This window comes from Clostridium sp. AF34-13 (assembly GCF_003477845.1).
GTDB classification, from domain to species: Bacteria; Bacillota; Clostridia; order Lachnospirales; family Lachnospiraceae; genus Butyribacter; species Butyribacter intestini.
Genome location: NZ_QUEB01000012.1, coordinates 103,317 through 118,022 on the forward strand (window position 1 = coordinate 103,317; position 14,706 = coordinate 118,022).

At 37.7% G+C, this 14,706-nt stretch carries 17 protein-coding genes; 10 read left to right on the forward strand and 7 right to left on the reverse strand.

Features of this window, described 5'->3' with window-relative positions; all coding sequences use genetic code 11:
• The first annotated feature begins 33 nt into the window (after nucleotides 1-33).
• Together DWZ63_RS11395 and DWZ63_RS11400 are read left to right on the forward strand one after the other, a co-directional pair.
• A complete protein-coding gene (locus DWZ63_RS11395) occupies nucleotides 34-1,167 on the forward strand; it encodes a thiolase family protein (RefSeq protein WP_055942922.1) in 1,134 nt (377 codons plus the stop codon).
• Complete coding sequence (locus DWZ63_RS11400; protein WP_147353231.1) at nucleotides 1,113-2,540, forward strand: AMP-binding protein; 1,428 nt, start codon at nucleotides 1,113-1,115, stop codon at nucleotides 2,538-2,540. Before DWZ63_RS11395 ends, DWZ63_RS11400 begins: the two co-directional genes overlap by 55 nt.
• A gap of 45 nt (nucleotides 2,541-2,585) precedes the next feature.
• Here the strand turns inward: DWZ63_RS11400 and DWZ63_RS11405 are convergent, their stop codons facing one another.
• Nucleotides 2,586-3,605 carry an Ig-like domain-containing protein gene (locus DWZ63_RS11405; protein WP_118499957.1) on the reverse strand — a complete coding sequence of 340 codons (1,020 nt, stop codon included), beginning with the start codon at nucleotides 3,603-3,605 and terminating at the stop codon, nucleotides 2,586-2,588.
• Between the two features lie 339 nt (nucleotides 3,606-3,944).
• Between DWZ63_RS11405 and DWZ63_RS16135 the strand changes: the two genes are divergently transcribed.
• The 3 genes from DWZ63_RS16135 (at nucleotide 3,945) to DWZ63_RS11415 (ending at nucleotide 6,508) form a co-directional block, all read left to right on the forward strand.
• Complete coding sequence (locus tag DWZ63_RS16135) at nucleotides 3,945-4,079, forward strand: hypothetical protein (RefSeq protein WP_270393378.1); 135 nt, start codon at nucleotides 3,945-3,947, stop codon at nucleotides 4,077-4,079.
• Nucleotides 4,080-4,082: 3 nt separating this feature from the next.
• The gene (locus DWZ63_RS11410; protein ID WP_055942925.1) at nucleotides 4,083-5,294 is read left to right on the forward strand and encodes an NADP-dependent isocitrate dehydrogenase; all 1,212 of its coding nucleotides are present in this window, start codon (nucleotides 4,083-4,085) and stop codon (nucleotides 5,292-5,294) included.
• A 323-nt stretch (nucleotides 5,295-5,617) separates the two neighbouring features.
• The gene (locus DWZ63_RS11415; protein ID WP_118499958.1) at nucleotides 5,618-6,508 is read left to right on the forward strand and encodes an MYG1 family protein; all 891 of its coding nucleotides are present in this window, start codon (nucleotides 5,618-5,620) and stop codon (nucleotides 6,506-6,508) included.
• Between the two features lie 149 nt (nucleotides 6,509-6,657).
• Here DWZ63_RS11415 and DWZ63_RS11420 read toward each other — a convergent pair whose 3' ends face one another.
• Nucleotides 6,658-8,958 (reverse strand): glycoside hydrolase family 3 C-terminal domain-containing protein, encoded by a 2,301-nt coding sequence (locus DWZ63_RS11420; RefSeq protein WP_118499959.1) that lies wholly within the window; start codon nucleotides 8,956-8,958, stop codon nucleotides 6,658-6,660.
• A gap of 470 nt (nucleotides 8,959-9,428) precedes the next feature.
• On the opposite strand from DWZ63_RS11420, the gene rplM reads away from it, so the two are divergent.
• Together rplM and rpsI are read left to right on the forward strand one after the other, a co-directional pair.
• Nucleotides 9,429-9,869 (forward strand): 50S ribosomal protein L13, encoded by a 441-nt coding sequence (gene rplM, locus DWZ63_RS11425; protein ID WP_022015334.1) that lies wholly within the window; start codon nucleotides 9,429-9,431, stop codon nucleotides 9,867-9,869.
• A gap of 19 nt (nucleotides 9,870-9,888) precedes the next feature.
• The gene (gene rpsI, locus DWZ63_RS11430) at nucleotides 9,889-10,281 is read left to right on the forward strand and encodes a 30S ribosomal protein S9 (protein ID WP_022015335.1); all 393 of its coding nucleotides are present in this window, start codon (nucleotides 9,889-9,891) and stop codon (nucleotides 10,279-10,281) included.
• A 145-nt stretch (nucleotides 10,282-10,426) separates the two neighbouring features.
• Here rpsI and DWZ63_RS11435 read toward each other — a convergent pair whose 3' ends face one another.
• The 5 genes from DWZ63_RS11435 to DWZ63_RS11455 form a co-directional block, all read right to left on the reverse strand.
• On the reverse strand, nucleotides 10,427-11,512 hold the full coding sequence (locus DWZ63_RS11435; RefSeq protein WP_312032757.1) for a tyrosine-type recombinase/integrase: 1,086 nt from the start codon (nucleotides 11,510-11,512) through the stop codon (nucleotides 10,427-10,429).
• A 156-nt stretch (nucleotides 11,513-11,668) separates the two neighbouring features.
• Nucleotides 11,669-12,079 carry a type II toxin-antitoxin system HicB family antitoxin gene (locus DWZ63_RS11440; protein ID WP_055940829.1) on the reverse strand — a complete coding sequence of 137 codons (411 nt, stop codon included), beginning with the start codon at nucleotides 12,077-12,079 and terminating at the stop codon, nucleotides 11,669-11,671.
• Nucleotides 12,080-12,126: 47 nt separating this feature from the next.
• Nucleotides 12,127-12,312 (reverse strand): type II toxin-antitoxin system HicA family toxin, encoded by a 186-nt coding sequence (locus tag DWZ63_RS11445; protein WP_055940831.1) that lies wholly within the window; start codon nucleotides 12,310-12,312, stop codon nucleotides 12,127-12,129.
• Between the two features lie 303 nt (nucleotides 12,313-12,615).
• On the reverse strand, nucleotides 12,616-13,086 hold the full coding sequence (locus tag DWZ63_RS11450) for a helix-turn-helix transcriptional regulator (protein WP_082440567.1): 471 nt from the start codon (nucleotides 13,084-13,086) through the stop codon (nucleotides 12,616-12,618).
• A gap of 251 nt (nucleotides 13,087-13,337) precedes the next feature.
• Nucleotides 13,338-13,664: a hypothetical protein gene (locus DWZ63_RS11455; RefSeq protein ID WP_118499960.1), complete on the reverse strand. Its 327-nt coding sequence runs from the start codon at nucleotides 13,662-13,664 to the stop codon at nucleotides 13,338-13,340.
• A 137-nt stretch (nucleotides 13,665-13,801) separates the two neighbouring features.
• Between DWZ63_RS11455 and DWZ63_RS11460 the strand changes: the two genes are divergently transcribed.
• The 3 genes from DWZ63_RS11460 (at nucleotide 13,802) to DWZ63_RS15790 (ending at nucleotide 14,663) form a co-directional block, all read left to right on the forward strand.
• The gene (locus DWZ63_RS11460) at nucleotides 13,802-14,092 is read left to right on the forward strand and encodes a hypothetical protein (protein ID WP_055940838.1); all 291 of its coding nucleotides are present in this window, start codon (nucleotides 13,802-13,804) and stop codon (nucleotides 14,090-14,092) included.
• Nucleotides 14,093-14,263: 171 nt separating this feature from the next.
• Complete coding sequence (locus tag DWZ63_RS11465; protein WP_055940841.1) at nucleotides 14,264-14,509, forward strand: hypothetical protein; 246 nt, start codon at nucleotides 14,264-14,266, stop codon at nucleotides 14,507-14,509.
• A complete protein-coding gene (locus DWZ63_RS15790; protein ID WP_156335777.1) occupies nucleotides 14,502-14,663 on the forward strand; it encodes a hypothetical protein in 162 nt (53 codons plus the stop codon). The genes DWZ63_RS11465 and DWZ63_RS15790 overlap by 8 nt, the downstream gene beginning before the upstream one ends.
• The last annotated feature ends 43 nt before the right edge of the window (nucleotides 14,664-14,706 follow it).

Genomic DNA, 14,706 nt, shown 5'->3' on the forward strand with positions numbered 1-14,706 from the left:
TGGAACACGGCAGAAACAGAGAATGGAGTATTTATGGCATATATAATTGACGGGCTGAGGAGTTATATAGGGATTGAAAACAGTATGTATAGGCATATATCTGCGGAGCAGCTTGGTGCAGGTGTGCTTGACAGGCTGGCAGAGAGGACGGGGATAGATAAAGTTGACTGTATCATTGCCGGAAATGCTGTTGGTGCAGGAGGAAATATAGCAAGAGTCATGTCACTTTCGACGGTGTTTGGGGTGGAAACTCCGGCGTTTACGGTTGATATGCAATGTGGTTCATCTTTGGAGAGTATAGCACTTGCGGCGGCAAAGATAGATGCAGGACAGGCAGATATTGTTATTGCCGGAGGATTTGAGAGTAGTTCGACTGCACCGAAAAGAGCATATAATTCTAATCATCCGGACTATGCAGAGTTTGGAGATGAATGGTATAAGGTGGCGAAGTTTATGCCGGGTACACACCGTCAGACTGCGATGTTAGAGGGTGCGGAACTTACGGCGGCAGACGAAAAAATATCACGGGAAGAAATGAATGAATGGATACTTAGAAGCCACAGGCTTGCAAAAGAAGCAAGAGATAAAGGTGTTTTAAAGGACATTGTCGTGAGTGTGACAGACGGATGTGATAAAGATGAGGGAATCCGTGACAGGATGAGTGAGAAACTGCTGAACAGACTGCCAGCCATACTTGAAAATGGAAATATAATAACGGCAGGAAATGCGTGTCTTACAAATGACGGTGCGGCTTTTGTGATTTTGTGCTCGGAAAAGTATGTCAGGGAAAATAATTGTGAAATCAAGGGAGAATTTATCGATATTGCGGAGACAGGAGGAACACCTGATCGGAGTCCTAAGTCATGTATAGCCGCAATAGAGAAAATTCTTAAAAGAAACAGCTTAAGTCCGCAGGATATTGATGTTTATGAATGTAATGAAGCATTTGCCGTTATAGATGTATTGTTTGCAAGGACTTTTCCGGAGCAGGTATCAAAATATAATGTTTTCGGTGGTGCACTTGCCTACGGTCATCCCTATGGAGCTTCAGGAGCGATTATAACACTTCATGCATTAAGGGCATTAGAGTTAAAAGGCGGCGGATATGCCGTGTGTGGTATTGCGGCGGCTGGCGGGGTAGGAAGTGCGATATTATTGAAAAAATAGGGGATTGTGGAAACCAGACTTATATAAGTTATGATAGTTTAAAGGACAGGGGAAAGAAAATGAATTATTATAAGATGCTATGTGAAAAAGATGAAAATAAACTTGCTTTTGTAGAGGACGGAATTCCATATACATATGAAGAACTTGAAAAAGCGGCAGATGAATATGCAGAAAAGATAAAAATAAATGCGGATGGAAATTATGGAACCGCAGTTAAAGGAATGTGGCAAAAACTTGGACAGTGCACGGAGTCCGGACGAAAAGTTTATATGATAAAAAGTGAGTCTTTTTTGGAACAGCTTATATTATTTATTGCGTGCAATAAAAATGGAGATATACCGATGATAGTCCAAAAAGATATGACACAACTGCCTGAAATCAATGAGATACCGGATGAGGTCTGTATGGCGGTAATGACATCGGGGACGACAGGCGTGCCAAAGATACTTTACAGAACATATGAGAGCTGGGCTGATTTCTTTCCTATACAAAATGAGATATTCGGGATTGGTGAAAACAGCAGATTGTTTGTACAGGGAAGTCTTGCTTTTACGGGCAATCTAAATCTTGTGATGGCACAGCTATATGCAGGGGCAGTTACCATTGTGGAAAACAGGTTTAATCCAAAACAGTGGGAAAAGACCATAAAACAGTGGGAAGCAGACACTATCTATCTTATTCCATCAAAATTAATGTGCATACCGGAGTGTTTTAAGGAGAAGAATGTTAATATAAAAATGATATTGTCTGGTTCGCAAAGTCTGGGAAGAAAAGATGCAGAAAGTTTAAAAAAGATATTTCCAGATACGAAAGTCATTTTGTATTATGGTGCAAGCGAGTTGAATTATATATCATATGTAACGGATGAGAATATGACGGAAAAGAGAAATCTTATAGGTAAGCCGTTTCCGAAAGTTGATGTCAGCGTAAAAGAAGGGGAGATATATGTCACAAATGATTTTCATGTGTATGGAGTGAAATGTCCGTTTACGCTTAAAGACAGAGGATATATGGATGATTGCGGCAATCTGTATTTTGACGGGCGTTCAGATGATATAGTGGGGATAAGGGGCAGGAAAGTTTCAAAAGCGAAGATAGAAGCGGCGGTGAGCGAAAAAGAGGAAATAAGCGAGGCTGTTGTGATATTGGAAAAGGACAGAGATATACTCACGCTTTATGTGGCACTTAAAGAGAGCGTAAAAGATAAATATTTAAAAGGTGATAAGAAACGGGATGAGTTAGAGAAAGAAATATATGCTTTTTTGCGAAAAAAACTTGCCCACTTTGAGATGCCGAGAAGAATAATTATTCTCGATGATATGCCGCACAATAAGGACACGGGAAAGATTGATAAAAAACAGTTATTAAAATAAAAATGAAAAAATCGCAGCCTTCCTTAAATGAAAAATTTATCTATGTTACTTTGTTACAGTGACGGTACAAGAAGCAGATGCACCATCTTCCGATGCGGTTATGATGGTCGTGCCTGCTTTTTTTGCTTTAACCACACCTTTTTGATTTATCGTGGCAATACTTGTTTTCTTAGAAGTCCATGTCGGAGTATTGCCTGACGAAACAGAAGCAGTGAGAGTCTTAGTTTCGCCTGGTTTTAGTTTTAATGATGAATGGTTGAGTTTTATGACAGGAGATTTAACTTTGATACTGCATATTTTTTTAACACCGTCAACAGTGGCACTAATGACCGCACTGCCGTGTTTGTGGGCAGTGACAAGACCGTTCTCATCTACGGAAACTATACTTTGCTTGTTTGATTTCCAGACGGGTGCAAGACTTGATGAGACTTCACATTTTATAGAAGCTGACTGATTTTTATAAAGAGACAGAGAAGAATGTGAAAGTTTAACTGTCGGTGTCTTTACTTTGACTTTACACAAAGCCGTTGAAGTGTCAGCTTTTACGGTGATTATTGCATCACCCGGTTTGCAGCCTGTTATATTGCCCGAATCGTCAACTGCGGCAACGCTTGTTTTGTTACTCTTGTAAGTAATCTGTGATTTTGTGGAAGATTTTACATTTAATCTGAAATTTTCACCGTGTTCTATTGAAACAGATTTTTTGGATAAAACAAGCTTTGTTTTGCTTACTGTTATCTTACAACTGACCTCAGTTTTTTTTGATTTGACATTTATTTTGCAAGTTCCGGGAGATTTCGCCGTAATCTCGCCAAGCGAAGTTACGGAAGCAATCTTACTGCTCGTGCTCTTATATGTCGGAATACTGCCGTTTGAGGTGAATGCGGCAAGATAAAAAGTGTCACCTATCTTAAGCGTTCTGTTGTAACTTGTCAAAATGATGACGGGATATTGTGATGCTGCTAAGACACTGTCAGGCATGATGCCGATACAGATTGCAGCAATAAGAAATAAAGTTATAAGTTTATTGTGAAAAAATAATTTTTTTGAATCGGTCGATTTCATAATACCCTCCTTAACGGAAGGCTGCGATAATATTGTTATGCTGCTGTTCACATCAAAACAGGCAGTTATAACACTTGCTGTGCCCTGTATGTGAATATGATTGATAGCAACAGGCAGCACATATCCGTATCGTAAACGGCAGGGGATAAAAAGTCAATAAAATATGAAAAAAACCGTGAAATATGACAAAGAAACTTATGTGGATTTGTGAAAAATGACTAAAAATTGACTGGGTAAAAAGAAAAAAGATTAGACATTTATTGTCGAAGTTGAGACATTGACTGACAGCCACACTTCACAAAATAAAAAAAATATGATAAAATACTTAAGTGACAGGCTGTGCAGATGCGTATTGCCGTTAAGCAAAGCGGGAACGGTACGACGGGAAAATGGAAACAGTATATCGGAAATGCAGCCGAAATGACTCGTTTCGAGAAGATGCCGAGAGTACATAATAGAATATCGGAGGGTTAAATGATGGACAAAATTAGAATGACAACGCCACTTGTAGAGATGGACGGGGATGAGATGACACGTATTCTTTGGAAGATTATTAAAGATGAACTTTTACTTCCATATATAGATTTAAAGACAGAATATTATGATCTTGGTCTTGAGCACCGCAATGAGACAGACGACCAGGTTACTATTGATTCTGCTGAAGCTACAAAAAAATACGGTGTTGCTGTTAAATGTGCGACTATTACACCAAATGCAGCAAGAATGACAGAATATGATCTTAAAGAGATGTGGAAGTCACCAAACGGTACTATCAGAGCCTCTCTCGATGGAACAGTATTTCGTGCACCTATTCAGGTTAAAGGAATCACTCCTTGTGTAAAGAACTGGGAGAAACCTATCACACTTGCGAGACACGCATATGGTGATGTTTATAAGAATACAGAGATTAAAGTACCGGGAGCGGGAAAAGCAGAGCTTGTATTTACGGGCGAGGACGGAAAAGAAATACGCAAGACTATTCAGGAATTTGACGGACCGGGCATCATCCAGGGAATACATAATACTGACAAATCTATCACAAGTTTTGCAAAGGCTTGTTTCAATTATGCACTTGATACAAAACAGGATTTATGGTTTGCCACAAAAGATACTATTTCAAAGATTTATGATCACAACTTTAAGGACATATTTAATGACCTTTATGAAGCAGAATATAAGGATAAATTTGAAGCAGCAGGCATAGAATATTTCTATACGCTTATCGATGATGCAGTAGCACGTGTTATGAAAGCAAAAGGCGGATTTATCTGGGCTTGTAAGAACTATGATGGCGATGTTATGAGTGATATGGTATCATCAGCCTGCGGTTCACTTGCAATGATGACATCAGTGCTTGTATCACCTTCAGGAGTATATGAGTATGAAGCTGCTCATGGAACAGTTCAGAGACATTATTATAAGCACCTCAAAGGTGAGGAGACATCTACAAACTCTGTTGCAACGATATTTGCATGGACGGGAGCACTCCGCAAGAGAGGTGAGCTTGACAACATTCCTGAGCTTATGACATTTGCAGAAAAGCTTGAAAAAGCAACACTTGGAACAATCGAGTCAGGAAAGATGACAAAAGATCTTGCACTTATAACATCACTTGAGAATGTAACGGTACTTAACAGTCAGGATTTTATCAAGGCAATCAAAGAAAACCTTGACAAAGAACTTGCATAGATATTGTTCACTCGAAAGCGTGGCCGGGTTGTCAGGTCATGCACAATGTAATTAGATTTTAAATGGCACCCTTAAAGTTTTGGATTTTGGAGGGTGCCTGTTTTAAAATGTATTATCATAATCCTTGATTAGATTGTGCAGACATAACAAATAGTGTAAGTCGGCATTTATATGGCAGCGTTTCTTGCTGATTTATGTACTGCTGCGAACGACAACATAGCGAGAGCGTGCCGACGATATTATTTGTTATATCTGTGCAATTAACACAACATATAATTAGTTTCGCAATTATCTGAGTACATTAAAAAAAGGAGGTTTTTATTATGAGTTTTGTTGTAGATGAAAAAATATTTGAGGGAAAAGTTGAGCTTCCTTCAAAAGCTTTTACGCATGGTGCAAAATTTCATTCAGATGATGTTTTTGCAACAGCATTTCTTGAAATGATAAAACCTGATATTGAGGTGATAAGGGGATTTGAAGTTCCGAAAGACTTTGACGGTATCATATATGATATTGGCAGAGGCAAATTTGATCATCACCAGAAAGATAAGGAGTACAGAGAAAACGGCTGTCCGTATGCGGCTTTCGGTCTTTTGTGGAGAGAGTTCGGAGCGGCGTGTGTCGGCAAAGAAGAAGCGGCAAGGTTTGATGAAAAATTTATACAGCCACTTGATGAGTCTGACAATACGGGATGTGACAATGATATAGCAAAGATAATAGGTGAGTTTAATCCGGGATGGGATACTGAGCAGGATTATGACGGCTGCTTTAAAAAAGCCGTAGAATTTGCAAAAGTGATACTTGTAAATCATTTTAATGCGGTCGCAGGAATATTGAGGGCAACCGAACTTGTAAAGGCTGACATGGAAAAATGTGATGGCGAGGTACTCGTGTTATCTAAATTTGCTCCGTGGAAAAATGCAGTTATTGACAGCGGATATAAATATGTTGTCTATCCGTCAAACAGAGGTGGTTACAGTGTGCAGGGAGTTCCGTTAAGTGCGGATGACAATACGCTTGTATGTGATTTTCCTGAGGAATGGTGCGGAAAGGACGCAGATGAATTAAGGCAGATAAGTGGTATAAAAACGCTTAGATTTTGTCATCCGAATGGTTTTTTGGCGGCAGCAGATACACTTGAGGATGCGGTTAAAGCGGCAAGACTTTCACTTGAAATTTCATACGGTGGTATAAATATGCTTACGCAGGGATAAAATTGGGAGGTTAGATTAAAAATTTTAAAGCAGTGTGTGCATACATTATTTTTATGGAAATGAATAGATAAGTTTCACATTATAGTTATTTGATTAAAAAATGTCGGAAATTTTTGGTTTCCGACATTTTTTGAGTAATCCGTCACGCTTTATTTTTCAGATTCATTTATTGCCTTAATTGTCTGCTGTATATCTTCATATTTTAATTCATCAGGTGTAAATGAAAGTGTTGAGTGAATAGGGACACCGCCAAAACCGCATTTAAGGTCTTTTAATTCTTCTTCTAATGTCTTTTCAGAGTCCTCTTTATGCCGTGCTTTTACACATTTCATAAGCATATCGTCAAGAGGAGCTTTGTTTTTGGCAAATCGTTCTACATCCTCGCAGGTTGCAGCCTTGTTTACGACAAACGGAATTGTTACTGTAGATAAGACAGATACTTTCTTTGCTTCTTTTATATCTCTTGATGATGCTCCGATAAGTATCTTATAATCACCTGACGGTGCATACCAGTCGTGTATTGTTTCATTATAATATGCCCATGCTCTGAATCCGAGAGTGAATGTGACCGTTTTTGTCTCGCCGGGAGCAAGTTTTACTTTGGCAAAATTCCTTAATTCTTTAACAGGTCTGTTATCTTCATCTATATGATTTTCAATGTAAAGCTGCACGATTTCGGCACCCTCGACTTCGCCGATGTTCGTTATATCAACGCTGACTGTTACATTATCGTTATCTTTAAATGAAAAATTATTTTCTGATGCACTCTTACCGTTTATTTTCATATTATCATATCTGAATTTAGTATAGCTTAATCCGTAGCCAAATGGAAAAAGTATATCCATTTTCTTCTTATCATAATATCTGTAACCGATAAAAATTCCTTCGTTGTAATTTACCTTATCTCTGTTGCCCGGGAAGTTTAAGTATGCAGGTGTGTCCTCAATACGGAGAGGGAAAGACTCTGCAAGTTTTCCGGATGGATTGGCAACTCCGAACAAAAGATTGACGGCTGCTGCTCCTGAGGCTTCTCCGGCGAGATACATTTCAAGAACGGCATTTACTTTGTCAAGCCACGGCATAGTAATGGAAGAACCATTGTGCAGCACAACAACAACATTTTTCTGTACCTTGCATATTTCCTCTATAAGCTCGTTCTGGCATTTAGGCATATCAATATGTTTTCTGTCAAAGCCTTCATTTTCAAATGCGTCCGGAAGTCCGGCAAAAATCACGGCAATATCCGCATTTTTTGCAGCATTAACCGCCTCGTTTAAAAGTGTCTCGTCAGTAATGTCATTATCGGTATTATAACCTTTAGCATATGTAACATCAGCAAACTGTTTTGCCGAATTTAATGCACTGTCTATTTTATGGCAGTTTATGTGGCTTGAACCGCCACCCTGAATACGGGGCTTGTCAGCAAATTCGCCGATAAATGCAATCTTCTGGTTTTTGCTGAGTGGGAGTGCACCGTTATTTTTTAAAAGAACGGCACAGTTTTCAGCAGTTTCCTTTGCAATCGCATGATGCCATTCCATATCGTATTTAAAACCGGAATGTTTATCCTTTGAGATAAGTGACTTATCAACAAGTGTGAGTATTCGCCTGACGGCAGTATCTAAAGTTTCCATATCAAGCGAGCCATTATTTACGGCTTTCACGATAAGTTTATCTGTTTCACCGTGGCTTGACGGCATTTCAAGGTCTAGTCCTGCCTTAAGAGCCTTTACTCTGTCATTCATTGCACCCCAGTCAGTCATGACAAGCCCCTTAAACCCCCATTTGTCTCTCAATGTATCAGTGAGGAGCATTTTATTTTCGCATGAATACTCGCCATTTATCTGATTGTAGCTGCACATTATAGTCCACGGCTGAGCCTGTTTTACGACTTTTTCAAAAGCAGTAAGATAAATCTCGTTGAGCGTACGCTCGTCAATCTCGGCACTTATGCTCATTCTGCGCCATTCCTGATTGTTTGCGGCAAAATGTTTAAGACTTGTACCAATGTCATTTTTCTGCACACCATTTACAAAAGCAGCACCCATCTCGCCGGCAAGATAAGGGTCCTCAGAAAAATATTCAAAATTTCGTCCGCATAAAGGTGAGCGTTTCATATTAATGCCCGGTCCGAGCAAAACAGATATATCTTCACTCTGACACTCTTTACCAAGAGCATTTCCAACATTTTCTATAAGCTCCCTGTCAAAAGAGCAGGCGAGGGCAGAAGCGGTTGGAAAGCAGATGGCTTCAATACTGTCAAGAAGTCCGAAATGTGCAGGACTGTCATCCTCTTTTCTTAGTCCGTGAGGACCATCCGAAACCATAGCCGAAGGAAGGTTGAGTCTGTCAATCCTTTTTGTGTGCCAGGCATCAGCGGCAGAGCAAAGAGAAGCTTTTTCTTCAAGTGTCATCTCTGAAATAAGTTTGTCAATATTGATTTTTTCCATAAAATTAATTCTCCCATCTTCTATAATTCTTTTACAAGTTTTTTTTGCTTTTTGCACATTTACATTGTAATTTACATAGCAATGCCGCAAGCTGTAGTTTTAGTTGTGATTAAAATATCTTTAAAACCACACATCATTTAATAAGAATTTTATCACAATATAATGAGAGGGTCAAAGTAGTAATGTTATAAGTATTCTATTATTTATCGAAATGGTGGTTTGAGGATATATTCTGCTGTGAGTGAGCGTGATTGTTGATATAAAACTGCTCAAATAGATAAATTGTTGATAGAGATTAAAAAATAGGAATAAAAAGCGAAAAATGCTTGACTTATGCACAAGAATATTGTAAAATAGTGAAATGTGGCGTGTGACATGCTGAACCAAAGCCCCGGTAGAGCATCTACGCGCAGTATAATTAATTTATGTAGTAGATAAGATTCTAAGTGAATAAGTTAGGAGGTACTGGGATGAAGAGTTATATGGCTAGCCCATCCACAATTGAAAGAAAATGGTATGTAGTTGATGCTACAGGACATACATTAGGACGTCTTGCAACAGAAGTTGCAAATGTATTAAGAGGTAAAAATAAGCCTACTTATACACCACATATTGATACAGGTGATTATGTTATCGTTATCAACGCTGACAAGATTAAAGTAACTGGTAAGAAACTTGACCAGAAAATTTACTACAATCACTCAGATTATGTTGGTGGAATGAAAGAAACAACACTCAAGGAAATGCTCGCTAAGAAGCCTGAGTATGTTATAGATCATGCAGTAAAAGGTATGCTTCCAAAGGGACCACTTGGTCGTCAGATGTTTACAAAACTTCATGTATATGCCGGTGCAGAGCACGGACATGAGGCTCAGAAGCCGGAAGTATTAGAAATCAAAGAGAGAGCATAATTGAGAGGAGGAAAATACAGTGGCAAACGCAAAATTTTATGGAACAGGTAGAAGAAAAAGCAGTATTGCTAGAGTATATTTAGTACCGGGTACAGGTAAAATCACAATCAACAAAAGAGACATTGATGAGTACTTTGGTCTTGAAACATTAAAGATTATCGTTCGTCAGCCACTCGAGGCTACAAACACAACAGATAAATATGACGCTATCATCACAGTTCGTGGTGGCGGATTTACAGGACAGGCAGGAGCTATCAGACATGGTATCTCAAGAGCTCTCCTTACAGTAGATGGAGATTTCCGTCCTGCACTTAAGAAAGCTGGTTACTTAACTCGTGACCCACGTATGAAAGAGCGTAAGAAATACGGTCTTAAGAAAGCTCGTAGAGCACCACAGTTCTCAAAGAGATAATAAAAAGAGATTTTACAAAATTGCAAAAGTTAAAGAAAAATCCCACAAATGCCTATGTTTGTGGGATTTTTCTTTTGGTATGGCAGAAATATAAAACACTGCAAAAAAGCGTGAAAAAAAGTATATAGGTAACATATAGGTAACGCTAAATAAGATTGATGGCATCCAATAATTCTTGTATATCCAAGTGTGTATAAACGCGCTCAGTAAGCGTCTGAGTACCAGAGTGACCAACAATCTTTTTGATAGTTGTCTGATATACTTTGGCAGCAGCCAAAAGACTAATGCAAGTGTGGCGGGTATCATGCGGGCGGTGCTTAATATTTAATTCATGCAACAAAGGTTTCCAATAACTATCATAATAATTTCTGTATTCAAAGTGTGCACCGTCGGGAGTGCTTAAGAGATACTCACAATTATTTTTATTATACCAATACTCAAAAAACTTAAAAGTTTTATCAGCGATAGGAACTGCTCTTATACCAGCCTGAGTTTTTGCATGGCGAATATTAAACCACTTTTCGTCTAAATGCACATCAGACTTTTTTAATTCTAATAATTCAGAAACACGAACACCGGAATATATTAGCATAAGAATAACAGTCATATATTCATTAAAATCTACATTATTCCAAATTTTTTGTATTTCATCATCAGTAAAAGGTGAGCGATCTATCTTATTCGGATTGCCAGCAGCTTTTATATCCACATATTCAACAATGTTTTTATCTTTTGTTATGATTTCGTTAATTACGGCATACTCAAACATTTGTCCCCATAATACTTTTAATTTTCTAAGAGTTGGGGTGTTTTTGCCAGAATTGTCCACTACATTTTGCAGGTGTGACAATTTGATATCTATCATACGCATATTTTCTAATGAGGAACACAATTTATAAGCAGCTTTATAGCCTTTTATATTACTTTCTGAAACTTCCTTATATTTTTTTTCGGACCACCTATTATATACTTCTGCAAAAGTGATTTTGACGGCATTTACATCGTAAGGATTTGCGTTATATTCTGCCAATGCCTGCAATCCGGCTTGGCGGCTTGGGTAATACCCGATAATTATTTTCTTTTGAATTGTTTTACCAGTATCGGGATTTATTTCCCACCCGTTCGTTTTAGTAACGATCCACGGATTACGGCGGTTACCACTTAATTTCTTTACAGATCCGTAACCGTTTGGCAGACGCATTGCACGCCGTTTTGTTTTTTTATTATCCATAATAACACCAACTTTCTTAAAAAAGAGTATAAAAAATAAGCCTATACAAAAAGTATGGCTCATGATATAATAATAAAGGCTTTTTTTAAATATGAACTACACTTTTTGTAGGTAATATTTGTAACCGCTTCTTGCAGGAAGCGGTTATTTGTATTTTCATTTATTTGCTGTTGGGAGCTGTAGATATTCCAACAAAGCAGATTCTAACAAACGGGAATAGTTTACTTTCTTTTCTTCTGCCATTCTTTTGAGCCACGCTGGAAGTGTAATGTTTGTTTTTACACGCTCATTGTCACGCTTCATGCGATAGAGGTCAGGGTGAACAGTGACAGGCATCACCAGCATATCCTTTGTTATATCTTTTGAAAGTGATGTGGATGGTTCAGGAATAGCTTCACCATCTCTTTCCATACCGTAAATGTGAAGTTCGGCGGCTTCGGCTGCCATCTGTTCAGCTTCGGCAAGATTATCGGCGAAACTGAAACATCCCGGAAGGTCAGGAAATGAAATACCATAGCATCCATCTTCACCAGGTTCTAATAATGCAAGATAAGTTAAATTTAACATAAGCAATCGCTCCTTTCTTTTGAGTGTAAGGTGGCAAGCATGGGGCTTTATTTAAGCCCCGCCTGTTTAAGTATGCTGTTGAGTGTTCCCGGAGGAATATCCTTGCTCCCATGTATGGGGACTGTGACTTTTCCGGGTTTGGTCGGATGTTTCAACTGAGCGTGTGAGCCATCCTGGTCTACAATATACCAGCCATCTTTTCGTAAAATTTTTAAAATATCTCTTGATGTCATTGCTTACCCTCCTTACAATAATTATTATACGCATAAAATATGCGTATGTCAATAGAAAGATACATATATTTTATACGCATATATTAAAAGGAGTTTTTAAATTTATACTTTTCACTGCACCCGGCTTAAAATAGGAAGGTCGTGAAAAGATGATAAAAAGAAAGTACATACATTATAAAAGTATCAAAATATATGCGATATATTGCAAATATAACAATACATTGTATTACAATCTTAATTTTAGAAACAGCACACAACTTATAATGATTCAATTTAACTAATGATTATAAGCCGGGTGCTTTTTTATCCGACATCTTTCTTGTCTGAATTAACAGGCGGATATTCCTTTTCTATGTCCTTGCCTGCCGGAAGTTCGCTATATAATTTGTTTATGTCATCTTCTTCATCAATTCCACATAGCTGCATAGCTTTTTTTTCAAGAAACTCCCATTCGTTTTCGTTCAAATCTGCAAGTACAGATACTAGCCTATTTTTGAAAGAATCGCTTTCTTCTGATAAGAGCTGGTTTGTCAGTTTTTCTATTTTGGTCTTGCGATTAACAGGTAAAAACATTTCACCCTCACCAGTGCGAAGCCATGTTTCGTTTACATTGTATTCACGGCAGACGGATTTTGCCATTTGTTCACTAAGTGAATTGCGGTTATTTTCAACTGCACTAATTGCATTTTTTTTAACACCTATTTTTTCACCGAATTTTTCCAATGTTAATTTTAAAGATTTCCGCACTTCTTTAATTCGTTCACCTTGTGTCATTGTTATTTTCACCTCCTTTTTCTAAAGCATAACACGAAAAAAAGTAAAAAGCAATAAAAAAGTACACACAAGATACAAAAAAGTATTGACAATGTATCTTAGATAGACTATGATGTATTTACAAGATACAAGAAAGGAGAAAAAACAATGACAGAGAAAAAGCAACCAGACAGAAAACAAGCTGCCGAAAGATTGCGACAGCTTGTTAATAGTAATTTTGAAAATGAAATTGAAGTAAACATAAGCTATGACTACGACATTTGCTTATCAAAGACAGATACAAGTTTATTGATAGTGAATAAGTAAGCACTACATTTTTGTTTTGTTTCAAAATCTACTTTAAATTCACCACTGTTAATAAATTGGACGGCTTGGAGTAAAGCGAATATAACACGAAATTCATTAGGTGTTATATTCGTGTCGTGCTTAACAAGTTTCTCTATGGCAGAACAACAGCATTGATAGTTAATAGTTGCCTGGGCTTGTGTATCTTCCAATCCAAGTGAAGGGAGAAGGGTAAGTGCGAAAGTGATAGCTTCTGTATCAGAATCGCTAAAAGAATATGAAATATGTTTCATGATAAACCTCCTTTAGTTTTTCTGATTATAGCATAAACAGAGATAAAGAAAAAGTCAGTATTTCTATTCAGGGAATAATGGCAGCCAGAGATATAAAAAAGACGGCTTGATGTGATAAAGGAAAGAGGTGAGGAGTTGTGAACAGAATTTATTATAAGATATTTAGTTTGAAATTTAAAAAACTGATGAATAAATTTGATGAAAAACTGGGACGAGTTTATACAGGAAAGTTTAAGGATGTAAAATCAAATTTTCCACAAAATTGGGAAAATAAAACTATTATTCTTACCTATGTCAATGAAAAAGAAATTCATATATGTGATAAAGGAGTGAATAACAGTCATTACATGGCTGAGCTGCTTGGAAGAATAGAGTATAAAGGTGTTTCGTGCTATGTGAATGAAGATACTATTATCATACAAATTTAAAGTATATACATTCATTTAATAAAAAATGAATGTATATACCGTAAGTAACTTATGAGAACTGTTTAGTTATCCAGTCAAGGATACTCTTAATAGGTACTCGGCTACTGCAATAGCCTGTACTTAGAGTATAGGGAGGACAGAGGTAAAAGGCAAGAGGGAGGTGATAGTAGAATGGCTAAGGGAATAAGTACGGCGGAAGCAGCGGCAATCATTGGAGCGTCACCGCAGTTCGTAAGGATAGCGATGCAACAAGGGGCATTAAATATTGGATCTTGCGTTAAAATGTCGTCAATATGGACTTACAATATTTCTTCCAAACTATTAGCGGAATATACCGGAAAAGATATAGATAAGGAATTAGAGATAATACGAGGTGAGAAATATGACAGATCAGGAGATTTTAAAAGTCATGTCTGAGACGAAGGAACAGATTGAAGCTGAAAGCTTGAAATCAAAATCTCGTTGTTATGAGGACATAAGAGCAAGTAAAGTCAGAGAAATATGTGTGTTTTATCCGGCTATTGGAACACTTACGGCAGGGAAGTTTAAGGAGCTGTGGGACGCAGCATAAGTCCAGCTAATAAATGTCAATAGTTAGATGTGAAAAAAATTAT